This window comes from Gemmatimonadaceae bacterium (assembly GCA_020852815.1).
GTDB lineage: Bacteria > Gemmatimonadota > Gemmatimonadetes > Gemmatimonadales > Gemmatimonadaceae > SCN-70-22.
In genome coordinates this window covers 61,864-88,772 of sequence record JADZAN010000032.1, presented here as the reverse complement: position 1 = coordinate 88,772, position 26,909 = coordinate 61,864, and the positions used below count along the sequence as shown (strand labels likewise).

Genomic DNA, 26,909 nt, shown 5'->3' with positions numbered 1-26,909 from the left:
TCGACAAGATGAAGCCCGAGGTGTGGGATGCCCTCGAGGCCGTCATCGGCGAGCACCCGGTTCTGCTGAACCGCGCGCCCACCTTGCACCGCCTGGGAATCCAGGCGTTCGAGCCGGTCCTCGTCGAGGGCAAGGCCATCCGCATTCACCCGCTCGTGTGCGCGGCCTTCAACGCCGACTTCGACGGTGACCAGATGGCGGTGCACGTCCCGCTGTCGTTCGAGGCCCAGCTGGAGGCACGCCTCCTGATGCTCTCCTCGAACAACATCCTCAAGCCGTCCGACGGTCGCCCGATTTCCGAGCCGTCGCAGGACATCGTGCTCGGCTGCTACTTCGCCACGAAGCAGACCGCCGACTTCGACAAGCTCTCCCGCGACGCGAAGGCGTCGGCCGCACTGCGCGCCGTCGGCTCCACCGCCGAGGCGGAGATGCTGCTCGCCACCGGCCGCGCCAAGCACCACACCGCGGTTCGCTTCCTCGTCGATCGCGATGGCGAGAAGCGCTGGGTCACCACCACCGTGGGACGCGTGTTGTTCAACGCGATTATCCCCGCCGAGGTGGCATTCCAGAACCGCGACATGAAGAAGAAGGCGTTAGGCGAACTCGTCTTCGAGACGTTCCGCCGCGCCGGACTCGCCAAGACCGTGGAGTTCCTCGACCGCCTCAAGGAGTTCGGCTTCGCCAACGCCACCCGCGGCGGCGTGTCGATCGGCATCGAGGACCTGCACATCCCCGGCGACAAGGAAACGCTGCTCAAGGAAGCGGAAGACCGCGTCGAACGCTTCCAGCGCGCCTACCAGACGGGCAACATCACCAACGGCGAACGCTACAACAAAGTCATCGACACCTGGACGCACGCGAACTCCGACATCGCCGACGCCATGGTCAAGGCGATGCGCGAGTCGCATGCGGGCTTCAACCCGGTGTTCATGATGTTCGACTCGGGCTCCCGTGGTAGCCGCGACCAGATCCGCCAGCTGGCGGGGATGCGCGGCCTCATGGCCAAGCCGCAGAAGAAGCTCACCGGTGGCATCGGCGAGATCATCGAAAGCCCGATCAAGTCGAACTTCCGCGAAGGGCTCTCCGTGCTCGAGTACTTCATCTCGACGCACGGCGCGCGCAAGGGACTTGCCGACACGGCGCTCAAGACCGCCGACGCCGGCTACCTCACGCGCCGACTCGTCGACGTGGCGCAGGACGTCACGATCGCCGAGGAGGATTGCGGCACCATCCAGGGGCTGGAAATCGGCGCGCTGAAGGAAGGCGAGGATGTCATCGAGGCGCTCTCCGAGCGCATCGTCGGCACCGTCGCCGCCGAAGACGTCGTGGATCCGCACGTCAGCGACGAGGCGGGGCGCCAGGTCGTCCTCGCCGAAGCCGGGCAGCTCATTGACGAGGAGGCCGCGCACGCCATCGAGGAGTCGGGGATCGAGACGGTGAAGATCCGCTCGGTCCTCACCTGCGAAGCCAAGCGCGGGCTGTGCCGCATGTGCTACGGGCGCAACCTGGCGACCATGAAGATGGTCGACCTCGGCGAGGCGGTCGGCATCATCGCCGCCCAGTCGATCGGTGAGCCGGGCACGCAGCTCACGCTCCGCACCTTCCACATCGGTGGGACCGCTGCCCGTATCGCCGAGCAGACGGCCCGCAAGTCCAAGGTGGCCGGTGTCGTCGAGTTTGGCGATCGCCTCGTCCTCGTCAAGAACCGCGAAGGACAGGACATCGTCACGTCATACGAAGGCGAGATCACCATCCGCGCGTCGGCCGACAAGAACTCCGCCATCAGCGCGCGCCTGGCGGTGCCGCTCGGCGCCACGCTCTTCGTCAAGGACGGCGACGACGTGAAGAAGGACCAGGTGATCTTCACCTGGGACCCGTACACCAACCCGATTCTCGCCGACATCGAAGGCACGATCCGGTTTGTCGACATCGTCGAGGACGAGTCGGTCTCCGAGGAGCTCGATGAACTCACCGGCTTGCGCCAGCGCGTGATCATCGAGGATCGCGAGAAGAAGCTCCATCCGCACATCGAGATCTGGCAGACCAAGGGCGGGAAGGAGAAGCGCGTTCGCGACTTCGTCATCCCGGTCGGTGCGGTGCTCGTGGCCGAAGACGGCGATGAGATTCACGCCGGCGACACGATCGCCAAGGTCTCGCGTGAGGCGTACAAGACGCGCGACATCACCGGCGGTCTCCCGCGTGTGGCCGAGCTCTTCGAGGCACGTCGCCCGAAGGACCCGGCGACCATCTCCGAGGTCGACGGTGTCGTGAAGTTCGGCGACATCAAGCGAGGAAAGCGCGAGGTGTTCGTCACGCCGGCCCGCGTTGAAAACACGCAGTGGGTTGTGGACGAGGGCGCCGAGTCGCAGCTCTACGAGGTGCCGGCGGGCAAGCACTTGCGCGTGCACGAGGGCGACCGCGTGCGCGCCGGTGACCGCCTCACCGAAGGGCCGGTCAACCCGCACGACATCCTTCGCATCAAGGGGCCGCGTGCGGTGCAGGAGTACTTGCTCAACGAAGTGCAGGAAGTCTACCGCCTGCAGGGCGTGAAGATCTCCGACAAGCACATCGGCGTCATCGTGAAGCAGATGCTGCAGAAGGTTCGTATCGTCGATCCGGGCGACACGGAGTTCCTCGAGGGCGAGCACGTGGACAAGCAGGTCTTCCGCGAGCAGAACGATCGCGCGAAGAAGCGGAAGGAGAAGCCGGCGACGGCCGAACCACTCCTCCTCGGGATCACGAAGGCGTCGCTGACGACGCAGTCGTTCATCTCGGCGGCCTCGTTCCAGGAGACCACGCGAGTGCTGACCGACGCCGCGATCCGCGGCGCGCGGGACGACCTCATGGGGCTCAAGGAGAACATCATCATCGGGCACCTCATTCCCGCCGGCACCGGTCAGTACCGGTACAACGACGTGGAGATCGAGGGGGCGGAGCTGCCAGACGTGGCACCGCAGCTTCCGATGAACGACGAGCCGCTGCCGAGTGTCTTCTCGGCGAGCTTTGCCGACAGCACGTTCAGCTTCGGGAACGACGACCTGTAAACCCTACGGCGTTGCAGGTGACGGAAAGCACGACGCCCGGGCGCGAGCCCGGGCGTCGTGCGTTTCGAGGGTGGTGTCGCCTCGAAACGCAACCGATCATCTCACAAATGGTCGACGTTTCCTGGCGGTGCAGGGCGCCGGCGCGCCGGCGACCGTTCATGACCTGGCTTCTGGTCCAACGCGAATGCTGCGCCCTCAGCTGCGCGTCCAGATCACGAGCACGCCGCAGCCGCCGGAGGTGCGGTTGAACTGGGCGGGGACCTGCGAGGCGCTGGCGTAGGCCTCGATGGACTCGATCTGCTCCGGGGGGATGCTGTTGAGGTCGTGCAGCGGCACGGCCCCACCTTTCGAGTTGTAGATCAGCGCGCCGTTGAGGTACACGTCCATGTAACAGGCGGGGCGTGCGCCCGCGGCAATGTCGGAACGGTCGAGCTGGAAACCGCCTGCCTGCCCGAAGGCGCCGCCAGCGGTAACCGACGAACGCCCCGATGACGCCCACGCCTTCATTCCGCGTCCCCGGCGAACCTGGACCCCGGGAGCCAGGGCCGCGAGTACGTCAGCCGTTTGCCGGTTCGCAAACCGCTCCAGCATCGTTCGATCGATGAACGTCCCGTTGCCGAACTTGCGACGCTCCGCGAACCCCGAGAGGCGTGCCGCGATGGTCGACGCCTCGCCCGTCACGGCAACGCCGGCCAGCGTCTGCACCGCCGGCTGCAACACGATGGGCGAGATCTCGAGGACGTCGACGTCCAGGTCGACCGTGACCGTCTCGGCGCGAAATCCTGGCGCGGCCGCAATCACGCGTTTCTCCCCGAAGGAGACCGCGAGCAGCGCGTAGCGTCCGAGCGAGTCGGTGGCCACGCGCGCGGTGCCACCGGCGACGCTCACCGTCGCGCCACGTACCGGTGCGCGCTGTGGCCCGGCGAGGACCTCGCCGCGAACCGATCCCTGCGCTCCGGCAGCGGTGGCCGCCGTCATCAGCGCGATGGGAAGCGTCAGCGCCATGGCAGGCGTCAGCGCCATGGCAGGCGTCATCGCCATCCTCGCGCCGCGCACGCGACCGTTGGGGGACGACCACGGAGTTCGCATCCCCCCAAGCTGGCGATTGAATGGGAAGGCGTCCAGCGTCGGCCCGGTCGACTCGGGCCCATTAGACTCGGCAACGCGTGCGGCGCCGCGCCTGCAGTCGCCTTGACGCCCGCTCCATGCACCGGGAAGTTGGCGCGTGCCCTATCGCACGATTGCATTCCTGATCGTTCTCCTCCTGGTGCTGCTGGGCCTCTGGTGGCTCGCGCGCACCACCCTCGATCGCGCCGCCCGCCGCTCGGTGCTGCGGTTTCGCTCGCGTGTCGATCGGTTCAAGCTCACCAAGAAGCACACGATCGTTGCCGCCCTGCTCGCGGATGAAGTCATCGCGCGCGCCGTTGACGAGCACACCCGCGAGCACGGCGCATCCGCCGACGAAACGTGGCTCCGTGTGCGCCGCTATCTGGACGAGATCATCCCCTTCTTCAACATCCTCGCCTACTACCGGCTCGGCTATGCCGCCAGCCGCACCGTGCTCAACTTCTTCTACAAGGTGAGTGTGGACGCCGTGCGCCCGGACCCGTTCAAGGGGCTCCCGCGCGACTCGATCATCATCTACCTGATGAATCACCGGTCCAACGCCGACTACGTCCTCGTGGCGTATGCATTGGCGGGCGACGTCTCGATCTCGTATGCGGTGGGCGAGTGGGCGCGCGCCTTTCCGCTGGAGCACATCTTCAAGTCGTTTGGCTCCTATTTCATCCGGCGGCGCTATCGCGAGCCGCTGTACCACGTGGTGCTCGAGCGCTACGTGCAGCTCATCACGATGAACGGCGTGACACAGGGGATCTTCCCGGAGGGCGGGCTCACGCGCGACGGGCGGTTGCGCCCGGCGAAGATCGGGCTCCTCGACTACGCGTTAGGCGTGGCCCGCGAACCGCACCTTCGCTCGCGGATGTTCGTGATGCCGGTGGCCATCAGCTACGACCGCGTCATCGAGGATCGCACCCTCATTCGCGAGCTGGCGGCGCGCGACGGCCGGCCGCACAGCACCCGATGGGAGCAGCTTCGTGAGGTGGCGAGCTACCTGGGATGGAACGTCGGCCGCATCCTCACGGGGCGCTGGCGCCGCTACGGCCGCGCCGCGGTGATGGTGGGGACCCCCATCTCCGTCGGCGACTGGATCGATGGGCTCGAGCGCGACGGCATCTCCCTCTTTGCGCTGGAGCGGCATGAGCGGCTGGGACATGTGCAGCGCTTCTGCGACATGTCGATGGATCGGATTGGCGACCTGGTGCCGGTCACCCCGGTCGCCTTGGCGTGTGCGGCCCTCCAGACCTTCCCCGCCGATTTCGTGTCGCGCACCCAGCTGCTCTCCCGCATGGAGGAGCTTCGCGGCGTCCTCCCCGAGGTCAACGCCCGCGTCCTGCAAGGCGAGCGGACGATCGAGGAGGTCTTCGAACGGGCCTACCGGATGCTCCGCATGCGGAAGGTGATAGCGCGGGAGGGAGGGGGGTACCTCGTCCTCCCCAGGGGGCGAGCGCTGGTGTCCTACTACGCCAATGGGATAGCCCACCTGCTGGGGCCCTTCGCCGACGGCGTCCGGGAACGCGACGCCCTCCCGGTCCTCGCCGCCACGGGGGAGTGGTAGCCTGCACTCGCGCCACAAACTCCTCGGCCGGCTACCTTGCCTCGGCGGCGGGGCCCGTCTAAGTTCACTTTTCTGTTCCGTGCCGCCTGAATGGGCGATCCACGTAGAAGTCGATTCACGAACTGTTTCTGAATGCCAACGATCAATCAGCTCGTCCGGCGCGCGCGCAAGGACGTCCTCAAGAAGGAGAAGTCGCCGGCGCTCAAGGCGAATCCCTTCCGCCGCGGGGTCTGTACCCGCGTCTACACCACCACGCCCAAGAAGCCGAATTCGGCCCTGCGCAAGGTGGCCAAGGTTCGCCTCACGAACCAGATCGAAGTCATCGCCTACATCCCGGGCGAAGGGCACAACCTGCAGGAGCACTCGATCGTGCTCGTGCGCGGTGGCCGTGTGAAGGACCTGCCTGGGGTGCGCTACCACATCGTCCGCGGGACCCTCGACGCCGCCGGCGTCAACGGTCGTAACCGGAGCCGTTCCAAGTACGGCACCAAGAAGCCCAAGGCGGGCGCCCCCGCCGGAGGTAAGAAGAAGTGAGCCGCCGCAAGAAGTCGGTGAAGCGTCCCGTTCTCGCGGATGCGCGCTACGACAGCCAGACTGTCTCGAAGTTCATCAACTCCCTGATGTTCCAGGGAAAGAAGTCGACCGCCGAACGCCTTTTCTACGGCGCCATGGACCTCGTGGAGTCCCGCACGAGCCAGCCGGGCGTGAACGTCTTCAAGCAGGCGCTCGCCAACCTCAAGCCGGTTATCGAGGTCAAGTCGCGCCGCGTGGGCGGCGCCACCTACCAGGTGCCCGTCGAGGTGCGTCCCGAGCGCCGCACCGCGCTCGCCATGCGCTGGCTGATCTCGTACTCGCGCGAGCGCAACGAGAAGTCGATGGCCGAAAAGCTGGCGGCCGAGGTGATTGCGGCGTCCAAGGGTGAGGGGAACGCGGTGAAGAAAAAGGAGGACACACACCGCATGGCCGAGGCGAACAAGGCATTTGCGCACTACCGCTGGTAGTCTCTCCCTCGACGCCATCCGTTCGACGCGCTCGCCCGGGCTACGCCTCGGGCGGGCGCTCGTCCTATCTGGCACGCAAGTTGACTTAGATGGGGCTGCTGTACGTCATGGCCTCCTCCAATCAGCTGAGCGTCGAAATGTCGATGAGCATGGCTAACATTCGCCTGCCCAAGCCCAAGTCGGACGTGATCTTCAAGACGCTCGCCGACGGAGGGCTGATCTTCTCGCCCGAACTCGAGGTCTACTTCTCGGTCAATTCCGTGGGGGCCCGCGTCTGGAACCTCCTCCCTCCCGTGACCGAGTCGCTGGACGCCATGGTGGCCCTGCTCGCCCAGGAGTACACCGACGTGACGGCGGACATCATTCGGGCCGACGTCGAGGAGTTGCTGGCCGAGTTCGCGGCGCAGGAACTCGTAGAGCCGCTGGCGTAACCGAGGCCGGGGACGCCGTCGCGTCCCCTCCTCCCGGTCGCGCCTACCTCCCCCGTCAACATGACCGCGCTGGCGACTTGGTGTGGTCCGTTGCAGCAGCGCGGCGACACCCTCATAGGGGCGCTCCTCACCCGCCAGTCGCTCCGCGGCGACACCCCGACCATCGTCGCGGCCCAGCCCGGATCATGGCTCGGCGCCTCGCCCTTCCAATGGCAGACGGCGTGGACGGGGACGGCCATCGGGCGATACGGCCAGTATTCGGTCGCCAGCGATGCGACGCTCTACTACATCGACGACCTGATTGCCGAGCTCCGGGCGGCAGGGGCGCAACTCGCCTCGCGCACCCCGTCCGACCTGATCGCCGCCGCCCTCGACGCCTGGGGCGAGCGAGCGATCGAGCGTCTCGAGGGTGACTACGCATTCGTCGCCATCGATGCCTCGACTCGGACGCTCCTCGCCGCCCGCGACTGGGGTGGGCTTCGATCGCTCTATTTCGCGGCGACACGCGACTCCATTGCCTTCGCGAGCGAGGCGTCCCCCCTCACGCATCTTCCCGGAGTCGACGCCCGCCTCAACGTCCCCTGGCTCGCCGAGGCGGCCGCCGGGCGCTATGAGTCACCGCGCGAGTCGGCCTACCTCGGCGTCGAGCTCGTGCCGGCTGGATCGATGGTCCGCGCCTCGCTCGCTGCGAGCGACATAGCCCGAAGCGTCGAGCGCGTGAGCACCTTCTCTCCCCCGACCTTCCTCGGCGACGAGCGACCCGCGGTGCCGTTCGAGGAGGCGAAGGTCGAGCTGCGCCAACTGATGGAGGCGGCGGTGCGTGAGCGTCTCCCCGCCACCGGCGAGGTGACGGTCGGGTTGAGCGGCGGACGAGACTCCACGGCCGTGTACGCGCTCGCACGCCGCGATGCGGGGGAACGTCTGCACGCGGTCTCCGTATCGTACCCGGAGGGCGATCCTGGGCGTGAGGACGACGTCATTCGTGACGTCTTGCAGCTGTGCGGTGGGGAGACGCAGTGGATCGATGCGACCACGCTCCCGATTTTCGCCACGATTGCAGACGGCGCGTCGACGCGTCATGAACCGTTCGGCCATGCGTACGCCGAGTTCCAGGAGGCGCTGGCGCGTGCTGCGCGGTCGCAGGGGGCGCGGGTCCTGCTCAATGGTAGTGGCGGCGATCAGCTTTTCTCTGGCGAACCGTCGTATCTCGCGGACCTGGTTCGCCACGGGAAGCTGCGCACACTAATCAAGGAATGGAGGCGTCTGGAGGGGGGACGCGACTGGCGGGCCTTCTTTCGGCTCGCGCTGTGGCCCAACGTTGGCCCGCTGGGGAACTCGCTCCTGACAGCGGTTCGCGGCGCCCCCTATCCGGATCCCTTCGATCGCCCGTTGCCCCCGTGGATTCGACGCGACTTCGCCGAACGTGTAGGGCTTCCCGCCAGGCACAAAGCGAACTTCCCCGACCGTCGCAAGGCGGGGAGCGCCGCTAATTTCGAGCGACGCTGGTTGCTCACGCACCCATTCTTTCCGCGCGTCTTCGCCGAGGCGTTTCGACTGTATCTCAAGGAGGGGGTGGAGCTGCGAGCGCCGCTCGCCGACTCTCGCCTCCTCCGATTTGCAGCCACGCGACCGCGCTGGGAGCGGCGAGATGGTTGGCAGGTAAAGATGCTGATGCGTGCGTCCCTCACCGATGTGTTGCCGCACTCCGTCACCGGCAATCGCCATCGTCCAACTGGAACTACGGAGGGACTGCTTCAGCGCGCGCTGCAGCAGCGCATGAGTGGCCTTATCGACGAGTTCGCTCGGAATTCGATCCTGACGCAGATGGGGATCCTGGATGTCGGGGCGCTGTCAGAAGTGGGTGCTAACTTGCGCGATGGCCGACCTGAGAGCGCCGGATTGGAGGCTGTGTACACGATTCTTGCTGAAGTGTGGGCGAGGTCACACATCGGCAATGCTTTCCCGGTTGCCGGATCGTGAGAAAAATCTGAAATTGCACGGTGCTTGCGTAGGACTTGCATCTGTAGGACTTCGAGCGAGCAGTACTCGCTCAAAAGCGGCGGGGGAGCCGCATTGCCGCCGGGGCACTGGCCCGGTAACCCTGACAAGGGAGTTCGAAATGTACCAGAAGCCGACCGTGGTACGTCTCGGCACTTTCCGTCAGCTGACCCAGCTTGGGTGCGTGGGGGGGACTGACTCCTTCTCCGTGCCCGGCATCGGGACCTCGATCGGTGGAACGCCGATCTATGGCTCGAATGGACAGCCGACGGTGTGTCTGGCGCCGAACGTCTCGCGCTAACCGCGGCGACGACAAGCCTTGGGGCCGGAGCAATCCGGTCCCTTGTGCTTTTCAGGACCCGATTTCCAGAGTCTGGATAACCACTCCTGAAGCTGGAAGAACACCGGCCGGTACCGTGCCGCGGGTGGCCCGGCGCGCTCTTGCGGCGGAGGTGCAGCGAAGTGTGTCGCATGTCACACAACCACGTGACCCATTGCTGACTTTTGGCCCCGACCCAAGATTAGCGCTGCCGGGGCAGCCTTGCGGTGGCGGCATCAGAAGTTGATCGGTCGGCCCGTCTCATGCAGGGCTGTCCCGGCACATCGGAATCCAGTCCGATGCGTCTCGATACTGGAGGTGTTCATGTATGAGAGACCGCGGGTGATCAGGCTGGGATCGTTTCGCGAGTTGACCCAACTCGGATGCGTCGGTGGCAGCGACTCTTTCGCTGTTCCCGGCATCGGCACGTCGATCGGGAGCACTCCCGTCTACGGCCCGGGCGGACTGCCGACGGTATGTCTGGCGCCGAACATCTCGCGCTAGCAATGCCGGGGTTGTTGGAACCATGGGGTCGGAGAAATCCGACCCCATGTGTCGTTTTTGCGTTCGCGGTGTCGCGCCGTCAGGCGCACCCTGGGTCGCGCCATTCGCTCTCCTCCGCGACGATGTGTGACGCGGGGGCCCCGCAATCGTGTCGCCGGGGGGACGCGGCGCGTCGTCTGCATGCCCATCTTGCGCGTGTGGTTGACGCAGTCGGTTCCGGCGTGAGCGTCTCAGGAGCTCCGCGCGAGAACCGGTTGGACTCTCCACCGCTTCTCCGAGCCACTATTCTCCCGGCATGACCACGACCGAGACGCTCGTCGACGGACAAGCGCGCGCGCACGATTCCGGGGCCCCGTCCGCGCTAGTCGTCAGCGAGATCCACAAGCGGTTCCCGAGCTATCGCACGCTCTGGCAGACCCTTCGTCATCCGACGCATCGGGAGTGGGTGGAGAGCCTGCGCGGCGTTTCGTTCAGCGTTCCGCGGGGCGAGTTCTTCGGCATCCTTGGTCCCAATGGCGCGGGAAAGACGACGCTCTTCAAGTGCATTACGGGGCTCGTGACCGCCGAGGGCGGTCGCATCCAGTTGCAGGGATTCGATGTGGCGCGGGAGACGCGCAAGGCGAGGGCGCAGGTCGGGGTGGTCTTCGCCAACGAGCGGGCGATGAACTGGCGCCTGAACGCGCGCGAGAATCTTCGCCTCTTCGCGGCCCTCTATGACGTTCCGCGGGGCGAGGTGGAGGATCGGATCGACTCGGTCCTGCGACTGGTCGACCTTGCGGACACTGGGCAGCGCCTGCTGGGGACCTTCTCGTCGGGAATGAAGCAGCGGTTGTCGCTGGCGCGTGCGCTCATGACCGATCCCCCCATTCTCCTGCTGGATGAGCCGACGAGGAGCCTGGACCCGGTCTCGGCCCAGCGATTCCGGGATTTCGTGAGGGAGCAAGTCGTGACGCGTGACCGAACCGTCGTCCTCGCGACGCATATGGCGGAGGAGGCGTTCGGGCTTTGCGACCGCGTCTTGGTGCTGGATCGCGGTCGGGTCCTCGCCATCGACACCGCCGCGCGACTCGCCGATCAGTTCGCCGATCACGTGTATCGCGCGTGGGTGCGCGACGCTGGCCATCCCTCGCTGCGGCGCAGCGGCGCGCGGTTGCTCGACGAGCTCGCGACCCATGACGGTTGGAGTGTGGTTGAGTTCCCCGATCTCGGGACGGCGAACGAGGCATCGGAAACGCTACGCCGTCTCGTGGCCGACGGCGTCGTGGTGTCGCGCTTCGAGCGCATGGGGCTTTCGTTGGGTGAACTCCTGGAGCGGGTGGTGGCGCAGCGTGGGGGGGACCCATGAGAGTCATCCTTGCGATGGTGCGGACGTCCTGGCGCGCGGCGTCGAGCTATCGGCTGGCGACCGTCTTTTCGCTCATCGGCCTGGCGGCCACGGTGGTGCCGCTCTATTTCGTCGCCGGCGCGCTGCAGGGGACCATGGCGCGCTCCATCCAGGGTGAGGGGGGGCAGTACTTCGCGTTCGTCCTTGCCGGCATGGTCGCCACGACGATCATCACCGAGGCGATCGGCACGGTGCCTTCGAATGTGGGGACGGCGGCAACGAGCGGGACGCTCGACTCGCTCTTTCTGACCCCCACGCCGCCGGTCGTGATCTTTGCGGGGCTGTCCGCGTACGGTTTCCTCTGGACCCTGCTGCGCAGCACGCTCCTCCTGGTGGGCGGCGTTGCGTTAGGCGCGTCGATCGCGTGGACGAGCGTTCCGCAGGCGTTCCTCGTCCTCATGCTGCTGGCGGCGGCGTATCTCCCGTTCGGACTCTTGATGACGGCGTCGCAGATTGCCTTTCGCACCAGCGGCCCGGTGATGAGCGCGGTGTTGCTCGCGTCCACCTTCCTTGGCGGCGTGTACTATCCGGTGCACGTCATCCCGTCGTGGCTGCGCTCGCTCGCGGGATTTGTCCCGCTGTCATATGGCTTGCGCGCCTTTCGCATGCTCCTGCTCGAGGGGCGGCCGTTTTCAACGGTCCTCGGCGACGTCGGGATGCTTCTCCTTTTCATCCTCGTGCTCGGGTCGGTTGGTGTGGCGGCGATCGCGCTTGCCTTTCGATATGCCCGGCGCACTGGGGGGCTTTCGCAGTACTGACGGTAACTGCAGACCATGACACCCAGACGATATCGCGCCTTCGGGCGCCTGGTCGAGAGCGACCACCCGCTAGCCGAGCTGCATGAAGCGGCTGCTGACGGGACGCCTGCGGAGTGGCGCCTCGTGTCGCTGCCGGGGACGCCGCCCGAGGTTCCTGGTGCGACGCGTATCGGGACGGAGGATGTGGCCTACGGTGCGACGGTCACGCTCGACCTGCTGGGCCCCGGGGCGTATCGCCTCACCTATACCGATAGCGGGACCTTCGACCTGTCGGCGGCGAGCGGCGAGATTCGCTGGTGGCCGGGAGCCGGCTGCGACCACGACTTGGCGTCGATGGACATTCTCGGGCGTGTGATGGCGACGATGCTGCACGCCGAAGGGGCGGTCACCTTGCATGCGAGCGCGGTGGCCATCGACGGCAGCGCGATCGGTTTCATGGCGCCCAAGTTCACGGGGAAGTCGACGTTGGCAGCGGCGATGACGTATGAGGGGGCGCAGCTCGTCTCGGACGATGCGCTGGCGATCCTCCCGGGATCACCCATTCGCGTGGTCCCCGGCGTTCCCAGCGTCCGGTTGCGGCAGGAGAGTGCCGCGCACTTCCCGCGCACGCGCGACCTGCGCGCGCCCGACCTGCCGCGGTGGCGCGTGGTGGACACGATGCACGGTGACCAGGTTGCCTCGCAGCCGTTGCCGCTGGCGGCGCTCTATGTCATAGCCTCGAAGGCGCCGGAGGAGGCGACGGTTCCCGTGCGACGGGTCGCGTTAGGCTCGATTGACGCCATCATTGCGTTGTCGCATTTCGCGAAGATGGGGGCGCTGCTGGGTGACCGCGAGGGGCAGCGCCACGTCTCGCGCGTGGTCGACGTGGTGGCCAGCGTCCCCGTGTACACGCTCGAGCTCGTGCGCGACCTCCAGCAGCTGCAAGCGGCATCGCACGAGATCGCCGCCTGGCACCGCGCCTAACGCCGACGGTACGCAGGCAGGTCGGGGTCGGCGCCGGTTGCCACGCGCTGGCGCAGGTCGCCGGCGGCGGCACGGGCGACCGCCTCCCAGTCGCCCAGCGACCGGCGGCGGAAGGGGCGCGCCCACGGGAACCAGGGCGAGCGCGCCGCCCCCGCGGGCCATCGCATCTCGGGAATGCGCGTGCAGAACACCCACGTCGGGATGCCTAACGCCGGCGCCAGGTTCGACACCGAGCTGTCGACGGTGATCACGAGGTCCAGCTGGCGCAGCACCGCCGCCGTGTCGGCAAAGTCGCGCACCGGCGGCAGCGCCCCGATTCCCAGGGCCGCGCACTCGGCGGCCGCCGCGGGCTCCGGGTGCAGCCCGAGCCATGTCACCCCCTCCACCGCGAGCAGCGGCGACAAGGTCGCGAGCGACGGCGGCGACCGATCGACGTTGTGCCCGGCCCTGGCGCTCCCGGCCCATGCGATCCCGACACGCAATCCGCGCGTAGGCTCCAGGCGCGGGCCGTCGTCAGGGGCAACCAGGTACGGTTCGGGGGCATACCGGTCGGGTTCCCCGCCCAACAGCCATGCCAGGTGCCACAGCGAGGTCACCACGGCACCGTGCGGGATCGCGTCGACCGCCGGTGTCAGCGACGCCACGCCGCGCACACCCGACAGGAGCCGTTGCAGCGGCGCCGGCACGCACAGGTGCAGCTGGCGGGCGCGGGCGGCCGCCACCGGGAGGAAGCGCGCGAAGAAGATCGAGTCGCCCAGCCCGCCGTACGCCACGACGTGCAGGTCCTCGTCGCCGAGCGGCTCGCCACGCCACCACCGCGCCTCCCGGAAGTGAGCGGCAAACTTCGTTTCCCAGTGCAAGGCAAACTCGCGCCACCCAGCGTCCCAGTCGCCATCGGCGATGCGTGCCAGCGACCGCCGCATCCCTTCGTCCGACCCGGGGACGGCGGCCAGCGTGAAGGCCGTGTGCATCTCGCCACGGGCGTCGGCATCGAAGCCGGCCGAATACAGGATCTGGGCGAGCGCGATGCGCACGTCGAGGGAGCCGGGCGCGAGGCGCGCCGCGTCGCGCAGGTAGGGAATGGCTCGCTCCGGATCGCGCTGGTAGAACGCACTGGACCCCGACAGCAGCAACAGGTCGGCGTTGCGCGGGTCGAACAGGCGGCACGCCTGCAGGAACCGCTCGGCGACGGGATAGTCGCCAACGTCCAGCGAGAGCAGCGCGCCCTCGAGCATGGCGCCGACGTGCATCGGGTCGCGGCCCAGGATCTCCTGCAGCAGCGCGCTGCACGCATCGAACCGCCCGTGCATGCGGTGGTCGCGGGCCGTCGCCAGTACCTTGGCATCGCCGCCATCGGTGGCGACGGGAACGCCTTCCCCGGCCGCGCCCGGGCTCATGCCAAATCCAGGCGCCGGTACCCGGGAAGGTCCTCGTCGCTTCCGGCCGCCAGCCGCTCGTGCAGCTGGCGGACGACCGCCTGCGCCACCGAATCCCAATCGCGGGTGTGCCGCCGCCGAAAGAGACGGGCCTTGGGGTACCACGGCGAGCGCACGGCCCCGATGGGCCAGCGAAACTCCGGGATCGTCGGGACCAGGATCCAGGTCGGGATGCCTAACGCGGCCGACAGGTTGGCGATCGCGGTGTCCACGCTGATCACCAGGTCGAGCTGTCGCAGCACGAAGGCGGTGTCCCCGAAATGGCGTACCGTCGGCAACGGGACGACGTGGGCCTCGCCCCGCGCCGCGCCGAGTGCGGCCGCCGTCACCCCGGGCTGCAGCAGGTGCCACTCGATGCCGGGAACGCCGAACAGCGGCGCGAGTCGCGAGACGTCATGGCACGACCGGTCGAAGTCGTGCGCGCAGTCGCTCCCCCCGAACCAGACGAGCCCGACGCGGAGCCGGTCGGTGGGTGAAAGCCGCGGCCCCTCCGTGGGACACGGGAGGTACGGAACCTCGGCTGGGATCGATGCACGCGTCGTCCCGAGCTTTCGAGGGAGCGTCCACAGTCCACTCACCTGCATGTCCGGCGTGAAGGCGCTCGCATCCCGCAGCACGGCGTCGATGCCGGCAACTCCCCCGAGCAGCGGGGCGAGCGCCGGCTCTATCGACGCCACCAGATGCCCCACGCGAGCGCGCACCTGCTGCGCGAACCGGATGAAGAGCAACGTGTCGCCAAAGCCGCCATCGACCGTGAGGCAAACGGTGGCCGTGGGGTCCTGGCTTCCGTCCCAGACACGAACGGCCGACAGCGAGTTCTGTCGCGCTTCGCGCCATGACTCGTCGAACTCGCGCCACCCTTCCGTGAACTCTTCGCGAACCACCCGCACCAAGGCGCGCAGTTCCAGGTCGCCGGCCGCGGCCGGGCGCGGGAGGGCAAGCGCCGTGTCGAACGCCAATCGCCCCGCCTCGTCATTCCCCAGGATGTAGTGCAGCTGCCCACGGGCGATGTGCGCGCGCACGAAGCCGGGATCGATCGCAACCGCCCGCTCGTAGGCAGCCAGCGCAGCTTCCGGCTCGCCAAGGCGGAAGTGGCAGTAGCCGGCGTTGTATATCGCCTGCGCATCGGTGGGATTGACCCTCGCCACCATATCGAAGAGCGACCGGGCGAAGGCGAACTCCTTCAGCTTGATGGCGAGCGTCCCGCCCTGGAACCAAAGTTCCGGATCCATCGGCGATTCGCGCACCGCCTGCTCCAGCGTCGCGGCGGCTTCGGCGAGTCGACCGGCCTTGCGGTGATGCTTGGCGAGTTCCAGGAGGGTCATGACGTGGGTGTGACGGGTTCTGCGTATGGTACTGGTGGCAGGGAGCATGCCACACGTTGTCTTAGCGGGGGGAGAGGCACCACAATTGCGGGTATCAGGGTGATGCAAATCACGATAGAATCAACGACGTTGCGAGCGACAGAGGGCGAGGCTCCGTGGGCGCAGTGACAGGAGTGAGGGCGACCGACTCGACTGTGCACGATATCTTGTGGCGCATGCGCCGGCGACTCAGACGCGTCGGGCGACGGGCGCGGTCGTATCTCAAGCTCCTGTCCGTTTCCCCGACTGAGGGATGGAACCTGGTACGCGCGCAGCTTTCACTGCTGCACGCGCGCTTCCTGCTGTCCACGCGCGAGACCGGGCGTCTGGTATCGCCGCGCGACGACGCGCCCGTGGCGGGTGATCCGGCTCGCCTCCCCGAGGCGCGCGCGCTGGCACTGGCGATTCGGCGGGCGTCGGCCTTCGGGGTGATCCGTCCCACGTGTCTCGTGCAGTCGATGGCGCTCATGAAGATGTTGCAGCGCGACGGACTGGACGGCGGGCGCATCCGGATTGGTGTGCGCGATCGCCAGGGCAAGGTCGAGGCGCATGCGTGGGTGGAGTACGGAGGCGAAGTGATCGGCGATTTCGGCGAGCACGTGGCGACCTTTACCGAGCTCACCGACGTCAAGCTCGTCGGGACGCAAGAGCGGTGAGTACCGCCACGGCGACCAGTTCGGGCGTGCGCAACGCCGACGTCGACGTGCCGTCGAGCGCCGTCTTGCGCCCGGCGGAAGCGCTCTTCTTCCGGCTGGCCGCTCCGCGCGAGTCGGAGAGCGCGGCACACACGCTGGTCGGGCGCGGAATCGACTGGGATCGCTTTGTCGGCATCGTCCTCAAGGAGGGCGTGGCCGGAAGCGTGTGGCGCACGCTTCGCGACTACGATCTTCCCGTTCCGAGCGCAGCGGCGTCGCAGCTGCAGGGCGTGGCGGCGCTCTCCGATTTCCGGCTCATGGCGGTGCGACGCCTGCTCACCAAGACAGTCGCGGAACTCGTGGCCGAGGGGATCCCGGTCATGCTGGTCAAGGGGGGGGCGCTGGGTGCCTTTCTCTACGCCGAGCCGTGTGACCGGAACATGGCCGACATCGATGTCGTGGTTCCTCGCGACCGCGCGCATGAAGCGGCGCAGGTGGCCCGGGCGAGGGACTGGACCATCGACATGGCGGAGCTCAAGGCGGCGCTCTACGAGGAGCATCACCACCTGCCGCCCATGTCGGACAGGCTAGGGCTCGACATTCGACTGGAGATTCACTCGGACGTGCTCCCCGTTGGCCATCCGCTGTCGTATGGAGTGGCCGCCCTCCGGTCGCGTGCGGTCACCAGGCGGCTGGGAGCCTCCGACGTCCTGGTCCCGTCCGTCGAGGACATGCTGGTCTACTCGTGCATTCACCTGGCCTGGTCGCACGAGATGCGGATTGGCGGGTGGCGCACCTTCCGCGACATCTCGGAACTGGTCGCGCACCTCGACTTCGGTTGGGATCGATTCCTCTCGATAGCCAGCGACCCGACGCTGTCGTCGGCCTGTTACTGGACGCTGTTGCTCGCAGAGCGGCTGTGCGGCATCCCCGTCCCGCCGGCGGTGCTGCGCGCGCTCGATCCCGGGGTCGGGGAGTGGGTCGGCGAGGTGGTCTTCCGCCACTTCGTGCTGCAACTCGTGCCGATGGCGCAGCGGAACCCGTCGGAGGGGCTGGCGCGCCTGCTGTGGACGGCGGGGATGCGTCCCAAGCGGTCGGGTCACGGCGCGGCTCGCCCGTGGCAGTTTGGCGAGCGCAAGATCGAGAAGTCGCGCGAGCTCGGACTCGACACGCCGCGTTCGTCGAGCGAGCGGTGGTGGGCGCATCGCCTGGGCATCAGCGACGCGGCGGGCTACCTTCGGCGACTCGCCGGACGCTGAGTTGGTGAGGGGCGCCGAAATCCCGTCGGCGCATTGACTTTCGCCATCCGCGCGGCCAGATTCCTCGGCTCCCAAGACCGGGCAGTTGCGTGTGGTCTGGAGGGACGCGCCAGCCGAGTGATGGCCGGTGCGAACGCCGACGAACTGCGCGTCGGCACTTATGGGCCCGCGGTGTCGCGGGGGGCAGCATAGCTGGCGACGTCTCCTGTGCGGAGTACGGCGCTCCCGAAAAGCGACGCAGGACAATTCGACGTCGAGCCCGGTGGCTCGGCGCGCCATGGGTCCCCACTCGTGCTTCAGTGGCGAGTGCACCCGGCGGCAGCGGATGGATACCGGCTCCTGCTCAAAGGAGCGCCACGGTCCACCCGCGTTTTTGCTGATGTGAGTTTCGGATGCGCGGGGATGACCCGCCGCCTAACGCCTAGAAGAGACCATGCCTCGTACGACTCCGCTCGAGCACTATCGCAACATCGGCATCATGGCGCACATCGATGCCGGGAAGACGACGACGACCGAGCGTATCCTGTACTACACCGGCAAGAGCCACAAGATTGGCGAAGTCCACGATGGTGCGGCCACGATGGACTGGATGGAGCAGGAGCAGGAGCGCGGCATCACGATCACCTCGGCGGCCACCACGTGCTTCTGGCGTCGCCATGGTGACAGCCACGAGCGCGGGACCGGTCCCGAGTATCGCATCAACATCATCGATACTCCCGGGCACGTCGACTTCACCGTCGAGGTGGAGCGCTCGCTCCGCGTGCTCGACGGCGCGGTGGCGCTGCTGGACTCGGTGGCCGGCGTCGAGCCGCAGACGGAGACCGTGTGGCGCCAGGCGGACCGCTATCGCGTGCCGCGCATGATCTTCGCGAACAAGATGGACCGCGTGGGGGCCAACTTCGAGCGCTGTGTCGCGATGATTCGCGACCGCCTGACGAGGAACGCCTTCCCGATCCAGCTCCCGGTGGGTTCGGGCGAGTTGTTCACCGGGCACATCGACCTCGTGGAGCAGAAGGAGTACATCTTCCACGACGAGACGTTAGGCAAGACGTTCGACGTGCGGGAAATCTCCGACGAGTTCAAGGCGGCGGTGGCGCAGGCGCGGCACGAGCTGATCGAGGCGGTCGTCGAGTTCGACGACCACATCATGGAGCGCTACCTGGGCGGGGAGGAGCCGACGATCGACGAGGTCCGCACGCTCATCCGCAAGGCGACGTGCTCGATGAAGTTCACGCCGATCCTGTGCGGCGCGTCGTTCAAGAACAAGGGCGTGCAGGCGCTGCTGGACTCGGTGATCGACTTCCTGCCGGCGCCGGTGGACGTCGAGGCGATCCAGGGGCACCTTCCGCACCACGACGAGACGTTCGACACGCGCGCGGTGAGCGACGCGGCGCCGTTCGCGGCGCTGGCGTTCAAGATCGCGACCGACCCGTTCGTGGGTAAGCTGACGTTCTTCCGCGTGTACTCGGGGGTGCTCACCTCGGGCAGCTACGTGTACAACTCGACGAAGGACAAGCGCGAGCGCATCGGGCGTCTCCTGCAGATGCACGCCAACAAGCGTGAGGAGATCCCGGAAGTGCGCGCGGGCGACATCGCCGCGGCGATCGGGCTCAAGGACACGCGCACGGGCGACACGCTGTGCGATGACGAGAATCCGATCATCCTCGAGGCGATGAAGTTCCCGACGCCCGTCATCGACGTGGCGATCGAGCCGAAGACGAAGGCGGACCAGGACAAGCTGGGCATCGCGCTCAACAAGCTGGCGGAGGAAGACCCGACGTTCCGCGTGCACACGGACTCGGAGACGGGGCAGACGATCATCTCCGGCATGGGCGAGTTGCACCTGGAGATCATCGTCGACCGGATGATGCGCGAGTTCAAGGTCGACGCGAACGTGGGGCGCCCGCAGGTGGCGTATCGCGAGACGATCAAGCGTCGCGCCGAGAAGGTCGAGGGGAAGTTCGTGCGCCAGTCGGGCGGCAAGGGGCAGTACGGCCACGTGGTCATCAACATCGAGCCGGCCGAACAGGGGCAGGGCTTCGTGTTCGAGGACAAGATCGTGGGCGGCGTGATCCCGCGCGAATACATCGGGCCGGTGGAGCAGGGGATCAAGGAGGCGCTGGAGAACGGCGTCCTGGCCGGCTATCCGATGGTCGACGTGAAGATCCAGCTCGTGTACGGGTCGTATCACGAGGTGGACTCGAGCGAAATGGCGTTCAAGATTGCGGGTTCGATGGCGTTCAAGGAGGCGGCGAAGCAGGCGTCGCCGTGCATCCTCGAGCCCATCATGAAAGTCGAGGTCGTGAGCCCGGAAGCGTACATGGGCGACGTCCTCGGCGACCTGTCGTCGCGTCGCGGGAAGATCGGCGGCATGACGCAGCGCGGCGAGGCGCAGGTGATCGCGTCGACGGTGCCGCTGTCCGAGATGTTCGGGTACTCGACGCGCCTGCGCTCGATGTCGCAGGGGCGCGCGGTGTACTCGATGGAGTTCTCGCACTACGAGGAAGTCCCGAAGAGCAAGGCGGAAGAGATCATCAGCAAGGTGAAGTAGCAGGCAGACGGGAGTCGGGAGAAAGCTTGCCCCAGCGAAGGCTGGGGGGAGACGGGAGGGAAATCCCGAAGCAACTCTCCGCGTTTAGGGCACCTCCACACCACTGGGAAACGCTGCAATGGCCAAGGCAAAATTCGACCGCAACAAGCCGCACGTGAACGTCGGCACGATCGGGCACGTCGACCACGGCAAGACGACGACGACCGCCGCGCTCACGAAGATTTCGTCCGACAAGGGCTTCGGGACGAAGTACGTGGCCTATGACGAAGTCGCGAAGGCGTCGGAGTCGCAGGGGCGTCGTGACTCGACGAAGATCCTGACGATTGCCACCTCGCACGTCGAGTACGAGACGGCGGCGCGCCACTACGCGCACGTCGACTGCCCGGGGCACGCCGACTACGTGAAGAACATGATCACGGGTGCCGCGCAGATGGACGGCGCGATCCTGGTGGTCTCCGCCGTCGACGGCCCGATGCCGCAGACGCGCGAGCACATCCTGCTCGCCCGTCAGGTGAACGTGCCGAACATCGTCGTCTTCCTCAACAAGTGCGACCTTGTCGAGGATGCCGAGCTGCTCGACTTGGTCGAGCTCGAGGTGCGCGAGCTCCTCAACAAGTACAACTATCCCGGCGACGACGCCCCGGTGATCCGTGGCTCGGCCACGAAGGCGATCGAAGGCGATCCGGCCTGGGTGGCGAAGATCCAGGAGTTGTACGACGCCCTGGATACGTTCATCGCCGAGCCGGTCCGCGAGATCGACAAGCCGTTCCTGATGCCGGTCGAAGACGTGTTCTCGATCACGGGTCGCGGCACGGTGGCGACCGGTCGTATCGAGCGCGGGAAGATCAAGGTCCAGGAAGAAATCGCGCTCGTCGGTTTCGGCTCGGACAAGAAGTCGATCGTCACGGGCGTCGAGATGTTCCGCAAGCTGCTCGACGACGGCCAGGCGGGCGACAACGTCGGCCTCCTGCTGCGTGGCGTGGACAAGAAGGAAATCGAGCGCGGCATGGTGCTCGCGAAGCCCGGCTCGATCACGCCGCACACGAAGTTCGAGGCCGAAGTCTACGTCCTCACGAAGGAAGAGGGCGGGCGTCACACGCCGTTCTTCAAGGGGTACCGTCCGCAGTTCTACTTCCGCACCACCGACGTGACGGGCTCGATCGAGCTCCCGGGTGGGACGGAGATGGTCATGCCGGGCGACAACATCCAGATGACGATCGAGCTCATCACGCCGATCGCCATGGAAGAGCAGCTTCGTTTCGCCATCCGTGAAGGCGGCCGTACGGTCGGCGCGGGTGTCGTGACCAAGATCCTCGCCTAAATGGGGAAGACGAGAAGACGAGAAGACGGGAAGACGAGATGGTTCGTCGCCTTTCCTGACCCTCGTCTTCTCGTCCTCTCGTCTTCTACTCTCTGATTCATTATGGCTGGCAGAATTCGCATTCGCCTCAAGGCGTTCGACCACGCGGTGATCGACCAGGCCGCGGGGGACATCGTCCGCACGGCGGAGAAGACCGGGGCGCAGGTGTCGGGGCCGATTCCGCTTCCGACCAAGACGCGCCGCTGGACCGTGTTGCGCTCGCCGCACGTCGACAAGAAGTCGCGTGAGCAGTTCGAGCTCAAGACGCACATGCGCGTGATCGACATCCTCGATTCGCGCGCGCAGACGGTGGACGCGCTCACCAAGCTGGATCTCCCGGCGGGCGTGGACGTCGAGATCAAAGTCAACTAGACCCAGAAGACGGGAAGACGAGAGGCGTGCCCCAACGAAGGCTGGGGACGAGAAGACGAGTCTTTCGGCACCCGGCTCTGGCAGACAAGTCCAACGGTCACCCCAACGTGGTGTGCTGACTGGCCGCCCCGGACCGCGACTTCACGAGAGGAATTCATGTTAGGCATCATTGGCAAGAAGCTGGGGATGACCCAGATCTTCAACGAGCAGGGGCAGCAGATTCCCTGCACCGTGGTGGAGGCGAAGCCAAACCCCGTGGTGCAGGTGCTGGAGAACGAGTGGGACAAGAGCGGCTACCGCGCTGTGCAGCTGGGCTACGGCTCGCAGCGGGTGCGTCGTGAGTCGAAGAAGGGCGAGCGGAATCCGCGCGGGCGTCGTGCGAACAAGGCCGAACTGGGCCACGCGGCGAAGGCGGGGCTTTCGGCGCCGCCGCGCGTGTTGCGCGCCTTCCGGCTGGACGACGCACCGAAGGGGACCGAGGTCCCGACCTACAAGGCGGGCGACACGATCGACGCGACCATCTTCACGGTCGGCGAATACGTGAAGGTCACCGGCACGACCAAGGGACGCGGCTTCCAGGGCGTGGTAAAGCGCTACGGCTTTGGCGGCGGTCCGAACACCCACGGCAACACCAAGCATCGCAAGCCAGGCTCGATCTCCCCGGGCACCGATCCGTCGCGTGTCATCAAGGGAAAGAAGATGCCGGGGCACTACGGCGCCGAGCGCCATACCCAGGTGAACCTGCGCGTCGAGAAGATCGACACGGCGCGGCACCTGATCTACATCCGAGGCGCGATTGCCGGGCCGACCAACGGCATCGTGCTCGTGCGCAAGCAGGGGTAAGCCATGTCCGAGCAGACTGAGACCCGAGACGCCGCGGCGTTTACCGCGTTAGGCACGGCGCGCGAGCGCGTGACCCTTCCGTCGACCACGTTCGACGGCACGGTCAACATGCCGGTGATGCACCAGGTGGTGAAGGCGTACCTGGCCAACCAGCGCCAGGGGACGGCGTCGACGAAGACGCGCGGACTGGTCGTCGGCGGCAACCAGAAGCCGTGGAAGCAGAAGGGGACCGGCCGCGCCCGACAGGGCTCGACGCGCGCCCCGAACTGGCCGGGCGGTGGTACCGTGTTCGGCCCGCACGGCGATCGCAACTACTCCGAGGATGTGCCGCGCAAGGTGAAGGCGTTGGCCCGCCGCAGCGCGCTGAATGCGCGCGCGAATGAAGCGGCCATCTTCGTCATCGACGCGTTCAACTACAGCGAGCCGCGCACCAAGCTCCTGACGTCGCTCGTGTCCCGCCTGGGTGTGGCAGACCGCAAGGTCCTCATCCTGACCGACGGCGTGAAGCAGACCGTGCACCTGAGCGGGCGCAACATCCCCAACGTGCACGTGATGCCGTACAGCGACGCCTCGGCGTACCACGTGCTGTGGTCCGATGTCGTCCTGATCGAGGCGCCGGCGATTGGCCACACGCTGGCCCCGATCGCGGAGAAGGAGTCGGCGCCGGCGCGCAAGGCGAAGACGGCGACCAAGACAGCGACCAAGGCTACGCCCAAGGCCAAGACGACGGCAGCCAGGAAGCCCGCGGCAAAGAAGGCGACGGCGAAGGCGGCATCGAAGGGTGAGGGCGAGGCGACCACTGAAAAGAAGCCGGCGGCGAAGAAGACCGCCCGCAAGAAGGGGGAGTAAGCGATGGCGACGCTTCACCGCACCGTCGTCCGTCCGGTCGTGACCGAGAAGACCTCGGCGGCCTACCAGGCCAAGGGGGAGTATGTCTTCGAGGTGGCGAACGACGCGACCAAGCCGGCGATCAAGCAGGCGATTGAAAAGTTGTTCGGCGTGAAGGTGACCGGAGTCTGGACCAGCAACGTGCGCGGGAAGCCGCGCCGGAGCATGGGGAAGACGTCTGGCGTGCGACCGAGCTGGAAAAAGGCGATCGTGACGCTCCAGTCGGGCGACAAGATCGACATCTTCGAGGGCTAAACGAGCATGGGCATCCGTCAATTCAAGCCGGTGACGAAGGGGACGCGATTCCGTTCGATCTCCGATTTCGCGGAGATCACGCGGAGCACCCCCGAGAAGTCGCTCGTCGAGCCGCTCAAGAAGTCGGGCGGTCGCGACAACCACGGCCACGTGGCGATGCGTCGCCGCGGCGGTGGTCACAAGCGGCAGTACCGCATCATCGACTTCAAGCGCAACCGCTTCGGCGACGTGGCGGTGGTGAAGACGATCGAGTACGACCCGAACCGTTCGGCGCGCATTGCGCTGGTGCAGTATGCGGACGGGGAGAAGCGCTACATCCTGCACCCGAAGGGGCTGGGGGTGGGCGACAGCGTGGTGTCGGGCCCGGGCTCGGACGTGCGCACGGGGAACGCGTTGCCGCTGGGCGAGGTGCCGTTAGGCACGTCGGTCCACAACATCGAGCTGATTCCCGGGAAGGGCGGGCAGATGGCCCGTTCGGCGGGGATGTCGGCCGAGGTGGTGGCGAAGGAAGGCGAGTACGTGACCCTTCGCATGGGGTCGACGGAGATGCGCCGGGTGCACCAGCGCTGCCTTGCGACGATTGGCGAGGTGGGGAACTCGGAGCACGAGCTGCAGTCGTGGGGGAAGGCCGGGAAGACGCGCTGGAAGGGACGTCGTCCCAAGGTGCGCGGCGAGGTGATGAACCCGGTCGACCACCCGCACGGCGGGCGTACGCGCGGCGGGCGGAACGTGGTGAGCCCGTGGGGCAAGAAGGAGGGCGTGAAGACGCGCAACATGAAGAAGCCGTCGCAGCGCCTGATCGTCCGCGGCCGCAAGCGTGGCAAGGCCACGCAGTCCGGCTTCTAGCCTGACCTAACGACACTCAAGAGTTTTCCATGGCTCGTAGCATCAAGAAAGGCCCGTTCGTCCAGGAGGCGCTGCTGAAGAAGGTGGCGGGGATGAATGCGCGGAACGAGAAGAAGGTCATGAAGACGTGGTCGCGGGCGAGCACCATCCTCCCCGACTTCGTGGGGCACACGTTCGCGGTGCACAACGGGAACAAGTTCGTCCCGGTGTACGTGACCGAGAACATGGTGGGGCACAAGCTCGGCGAGTTTGCGCCGACGCGACTGTTCCGCGGCCACTCGGGGAACCGACCGACGGACAAGAAGGCGCCGGCTGCGGCGCCGGCCAAGGGAGGGAAGTAAGCGATGGCTACCGAGGCACGCGCGATCCAGCGCACCACGCGGCAGTCGCCGTACAAGATGCGGCTGGTCATCGACCAGATCCGCGGCAAGATGGTCAATGACGCGCTGGCGCTGCTCAAGTTCTCGAAGAAGCACGCCGCGGTGCAGATCGCGAAGACGCTGGAGTCGGCGGTGGCAAACGCGGAGCAGGCGGCCCGTGCGGCCAACGCGTCGCTGGACGTCGACACGCTCTTCGTGAAGAAGGCGATCATCAACGAGGGTCCGAAGCTCAAGCGGTGGACGCCGGCGGCGATGGGCCGCGCGACGCCGGTTCACAAGCGCACCAGCCACGTCGAGATCGTCGTGGCGGAGAAGGAAGGTCGATAATGGGACAGAAGACGAATCCGATCGGCTTCCGCCTCGGGATCACGAAGCAGTGGCGCTCGCGCTGGTATGCGAACCGTGAGTTCCCGCAGATGCTGAAGGAAGACGCCTTGCTGCGGAAGTACCTCAAGACGCGCCTTGGGCACGCCGCGATCTCCGACATCCACATCGAGCGGAAGCCGGGAAAGGTGGTGGTGACGATCCACACCGGGCGACCGGGGGTGGTGATCGGGAAGAAGGGGGCGGAAGTGGACAAGCTTCGCGACGAGCTGGCGCAGCTGACGGGGAAGGAGGTCGGGATCAACGTCGAGGAGATCAAGCGTCCCGAGCTCGACAGCCAGCTGGTGGCGGACAACATCGCGAACCAGCTGTCGCAGCGCATCTCGTTCCGTCGCGCGATGAAGCGTGCGGTGCAGAGTGCGATGCGCATGGGGGCGCAGGGAATCAAGGTGAAGGCGGGCGGCCGCCTGGGCGGCGCCGAGATCGCGCGCGTGGAAGGGTACCACGAGGGTCGGGTGCCGCTGCACACGCTGCGTGCCGACATCGACTATGCCACGTCGACGGCGAAGACCACCTTTGGCACCATTGGTGTGAAGGTCTGGATCTTCCGGGGCGAGGTGGTCGAGGATCGCCGTGGCAAGACGTACAGCACCGGCGCCTGAGCCCTCTTCGACCTAACGAGATACCGATATGCTCAGTCCTAAGCGAGTAAAGTTCCGGAAGATGTTCAAGGGCCGGACGAAGGGGTTGGCGCAGCGAGGCGCCGAGATCTCCTTCGGGCACTACGGCCTGCAGGCGCTCGAGCCGGGGTGGGTGACCAGCCGGCAGATCGAGGCGTGCCGTGTCGCCATGACGCGTCATATCAAGCGCGGCGGCAAGGTGTGGATCCGCATCTTCCCGGACAAGCCGATCACGAAGAAGCCGGCCGAGACCCGAATGGGGAAGGGGAAGGGTTCGCCCGAGGGGTGGGTGGCCGTGGTGAAGCCGGGGCGTGTGATGTTCGAGCTGGAAGGGGTGACGCGCGAGATTGCCGAGAAGGCGATGGCGCTGGCCTCGGCCAAGCTTGGGGTGAAGACGAAGTTCGTCGTCCGCGAGGAGGCGCATTCCGATGCGAGCTGAGGAGATTCGCGAGTTGAACGTGGCGGAGATCCGCGCGCGCATTGCCGAGTTGGAGGAGGAGCGTTTCCGCCTTCGCTTCCGCAGCGCGACGGAGCCGCTGGAGGATCCGCTGCAGCTGCGGGCGATCCGCAAGAACATCGCGCGCCTGCAGACGGTGCTGCGCGAACGTGAGCTGGCCGCACCGGCCAAGCGCTAGCC

At 66.8% G+C, this 26,909-nt stretch carries 28 protein-coding genes; 25 read left to right on the top strand and 3 right to left on the bottom strand.

Features of this window, described 5'->3' with window-relative positions; genetic code table 11:
• On the top strand, nt 1–3,044 hold a 3,044-nt coding region (gene rpoC, locus IT359_16975), incomplete at its 5' end, for a DNA-directed RNA polymerase subunit beta' (protein MCC6930685.1).
• Nucleotides 3,045–3,239: 195 nt separating this feature from the next.
• On the opposite strand, the gene IT359_16970 is transcribed toward rpoC, so the two are convergent.
• Nucleotides 3,240–4,079 carry a carboxypeptidase regulatory-like domain-containing protein gene (locus IT359_16970; GenBank protein MCC6930684.1) on the bottom strand — a complete coding sequence of 280 codons (840 nt, stop codon included), beginning with the start codon at nt 4,077–4,079 and terminating at the stop codon, nt 3,240–3,242.
• Nucleotides 4,080–4,269: 190 nt separating this feature from the next.
• On the opposite strand from IT359_16970, the gene IT359_16965 reads away from it, so the two are divergent.
• The 10 genes from IT359_16965 (at nt 4,270) to IT359_16920 (ending at nt 13,079) form a co-directional block, all read left to right on the top strand.
• Nucleotides 4,270–5,721 (top strand): 1-acyl-sn-glycerol-3-phosphate acyltransferase, encoded by a 1,452-nt coding sequence (locus tag IT359_16965; GenBank protein ID MCC6930683.1) that lies wholly within the window; start codon nt 4,270–4,272, stop codon nt 5,719–5,721.
• Nucleotides 5,722–5,853: 132 nt separating this feature from the next.
• Nucleotides 5,854–6,255, top strand: a complete 402-nt coding sequence (locus IT359_16960; GenBank protein ID MCC6930682.1) for a 30S ribosomal protein S12 — start codon at nt 5,854–5,856, stop codon at nt 6,253–6,255.
• Nucleotides 6,252–6,722: a 30S ribosomal protein S7 gene (gene rpsG, locus IT359_16955; GenBank protein ID MCC6930681.1), complete on the top strand. Its 471-nt coding sequence runs from the start codon at nt 6,252–6,254 to the stop codon at nt 6,720–6,722. Before IT359_16960 ends, rpsG begins: the two co-directional genes overlap by 4 nt.
• Nucleotides 6,723–6,865: 143 nt before the next feature.
• Nucleotides 6,866–7,153 carry a PqqD family protein gene (locus IT359_16950; protein ID MCC6930680.1) on the top strand — a complete coding sequence of 96 codons (288 nt, stop codon included), beginning with the start codon at nt 6,866–6,868 and terminating at the stop codon, nt 7,151–7,153.
• A gap of 60 nt (nt 7,154–7,213) precedes the next feature.
• Nucleotides 7,214–9,133 carry a hypothetical protein gene (locus IT359_16945; GenBank protein ID MCC6930679.1) on the top strand — a complete coding sequence of 640 codons (1,920 nt, stop codon included), beginning with the start codon at nt 7,214–7,216 and terminating at the stop codon, nt 9,131–9,133.
• A 139-nt stretch (nt 9,134–9,272) separates the two neighbouring features.
• Nucleotides 9,273–9,452, top strand: coding sequence for a lasso RiPP family leader peptide-containing protein (locus tag IT359_16940; protein ID MCC6930678.1), 180 nt, complete (start codon nt 9,273–9,275; stop codon nt 9,450–9,452).
• 360 nt (nt 9,453–9,812) lie between these two features.
• On the top strand, nt 9,813–9,974 hold the full coding sequence (locus tag IT359_16935) for a hypothetical protein (GenBank protein ID MCC6930677.1): 162 nt from the start codon (nt 9,813–9,815) through the stop codon (nt 9,972–9,974).
• A gap of 295 nt (nt 9,975–10,269) precedes the next feature.
• Complete coding sequence (locus IT359_16930) at nt 10,270–11,319, top strand: ABC transporter ATP-binding protein (GenBank protein ID MCC6930676.1); 1,050 nt, start codon at nt 10,270–10,272, stop codon at nt 11,317–11,319.
• Nucleotides 11,316–12,116, top strand: coding sequence for an ABC transporter permease (locus tag IT359_16925; protein ID MCC6930675.1), 801 nt, complete (start codon nt 11,316–11,318; stop codon nt 12,114–12,116). The genes IT359_16930 and IT359_16925 overlap by 4 nt, the downstream gene beginning before the upstream one ends.
• A 15-nt stretch (nt 12,117–12,131) precedes the next feature.
• Nucleotides 12,132–13,079 carry a hypothetical protein gene (locus IT359_16920; GenBank protein ID MCC6930674.1) on the top strand — a complete coding sequence of 316 codons (948 nt, stop codon included), beginning with the start codon at nt 12,132–12,134 and terminating at the stop codon, nt 13,077–13,079.
• On the opposite strand, the gene IT359_16915 is transcribed toward IT359_16920, so the two are convergent.
• Both IT359_16915 and IT359_16910 read right to left on the bottom strand, forming a co-directional pair.
• The gene (locus tag IT359_16915) at nt 13,076–14,476 is read right to left on the bottom strand and encodes a tetratricopeptide repeat protein (GenBank protein ID MCC6930673.1); all 1,401 of its coding nucleotides are present in this window, start codon (nt 14,474–14,476) and stop codon (nt 13,076–13,078) included. The two genes, IT359_16920 and IT359_16915, sit on opposite strands and share 4 nt — an antisense overlap.
• Complete coding sequence (locus IT359_16910) at nt 14,473–15,840, bottom strand: tetratricopeptide repeat protein (GenBank protein ID MCC6930672.1); 1,368 nt, start codon at nt 15,838–15,840, stop codon at nt 14,473–14,475. Before IT359_16910 ends, IT359_16915 begins: the two co-directional genes overlap by 4 nt.
• Before the next feature lie 215 nt (nt 15,841–16,055).
• On the opposite strand from IT359_16910, the gene IT359_16905 reads away from it, so the two are divergent.
• The 14 genes from IT359_16905 (at nt 16,056) to rpmC (ending at nt 26,907) form a co-directional block, all read left to right on the top strand.
• On the top strand, nt 16,056–16,535 hold the full coding sequence (locus tag IT359_16905) for a lasso peptide biosynthesis B2 protein (protein MCC6930671.1): 480 nt from the start codon (nt 16,056–16,058) through the stop codon (nt 16,533–16,535).
• On the top strand, nt 16,532–17,773 hold the full coding sequence (locus IT359_16900; protein MCC6930670.1) for a nucleotidyltransferase family protein: 1,242 nt from the start codon (nt 16,532–16,534) through the stop codon (nt 17,771–17,773). Before IT359_16905 ends, IT359_16900 begins: the two co-directional genes overlap by 4 nt.
• Nucleotides 17,774–18,206: 433 nt before the next feature.
• Nucleotides 18,207–20,324, top strand: a complete 2,118-nt coding sequence (gene fusA / locus IT359_16895; protein MCC6930669.1) for an elongation factor G — start codon at nt 18,207–18,209, stop codon at nt 20,322–20,324.
• Nucleotides 20,325–20,442: 118 nt separating this feature from the next.
• Entirely contained in the window at nt 20,443–21,645 is a 1,203-nt protein-coding gene (tuf, locus tag IT359_16890) for an elongation factor Tu (protein MCC6930668.1), read from the top strand.
• A gap of 99 nt (nt 21,646–21,744) precedes the next feature.
• Entirely contained in the window at nt 21,745–22,056 is a 312-nt protein-coding gene (rpsJ, locus tag IT359_16885; protein MCC6930667.1) for a 30S ribosomal protein S10, read from the top strand.
• Nucleotides 22,057–22,212: 156 nt separating this feature from the next.
• Entirely contained in the window at nt 22,213–22,899 is a 687-nt protein-coding gene (rplC, locus tag IT359_16880; protein ID MCC6930666.1) for a 50S ribosomal protein L3, read from the top strand.
• Between the two features lie 3 nt (nt 22,900–22,902).
• Nucleotides 22,903–23,748, top strand: a complete 846-nt coding sequence (gene rplD / locus IT359_16875; GenBank protein ID MCC6930665.1) for a 50S ribosomal protein L4 — start codon at nt 22,903–22,905, stop codon at nt 23,746–23,748.
• Between the two features lie 3 nt (nt 23,749–23,751).
• Complete coding sequence (locus tag IT359_16870; GenBank protein ID MCC6930664.1) at nt 23,752–24,042, top strand: 50S ribosomal protein L23; 291 nt, start codon at nt 23,752–23,754, stop codon at nt 24,040–24,042.
• A 6-nt stretch (nt 24,043–24,048) separates the two neighbouring features.
• Nucleotides 24,049–24,888, top strand: coding sequence for a 50S ribosomal protein L2 (gene rplB, locus IT359_16865; GenBank protein ID MCC6930663.1), 840 nt, complete (start codon nt 24,049–24,051; stop codon nt 24,886–24,888).
• A gap of 29 nt (nt 24,889–24,917) precedes the next feature.
• Nucleotides 24,918–25,229 carry a 30S ribosomal protein S19 gene (gene rpsS, locus IT359_16860; GenBank protein ID MCC6930662.1) on the top strand — a complete coding sequence of 104 codons (312 nt, stop codon included), beginning with the start codon at nt 24,918–24,920 and terminating at the stop codon, nt 25,227–25,229.
• Nucleotides 25,230–25,232: 3 nt separating this feature from the next.
• Nucleotides 25,233–25,595, top strand: coding sequence for a 50S ribosomal protein L22 (gene rplV, locus IT359_16855; GenBank protein MCC6930661.1), 363 nt, complete (start codon nt 25,233–25,235; stop codon nt 25,593–25,595).
• A complete protein-coding gene (gene rpsC / locus IT359_16850; protein MCC6930660.1) occupies nt 25,595–26,254 on the top strand; it encodes a 30S ribosomal protein S3 in 660 nt (219 codons plus the stop codon). The genes rplV and rpsC overlap by 1 nt, the downstream gene beginning before the upstream one ends.
• Before the next feature lie 28 nt (nt 26,255–26,282).
• Complete coding sequence (rplP, locus tag IT359_16845) at nt 26,283–26,711, top strand: 50S ribosomal protein L16 (GenBank protein ID MCC6930659.1); 429 nt, start codon at nt 26,283–26,285, stop codon at nt 26,709–26,711.
• Nucleotides 26,701–26,907 (top strand): 50S ribosomal protein L29, encoded by a 207-nt coding sequence (rpmC, locus tag IT359_16840; protein MCC6930658.1) that lies wholly within the window; start codon nt 26,701–26,703, stop codon nt 26,905–26,907. Before rplP ends, rpmC begins: the two co-directional genes overlap by 11 nt.
• Nucleotides 26,908–26,909: the final 2 nt, after the last annotated feature.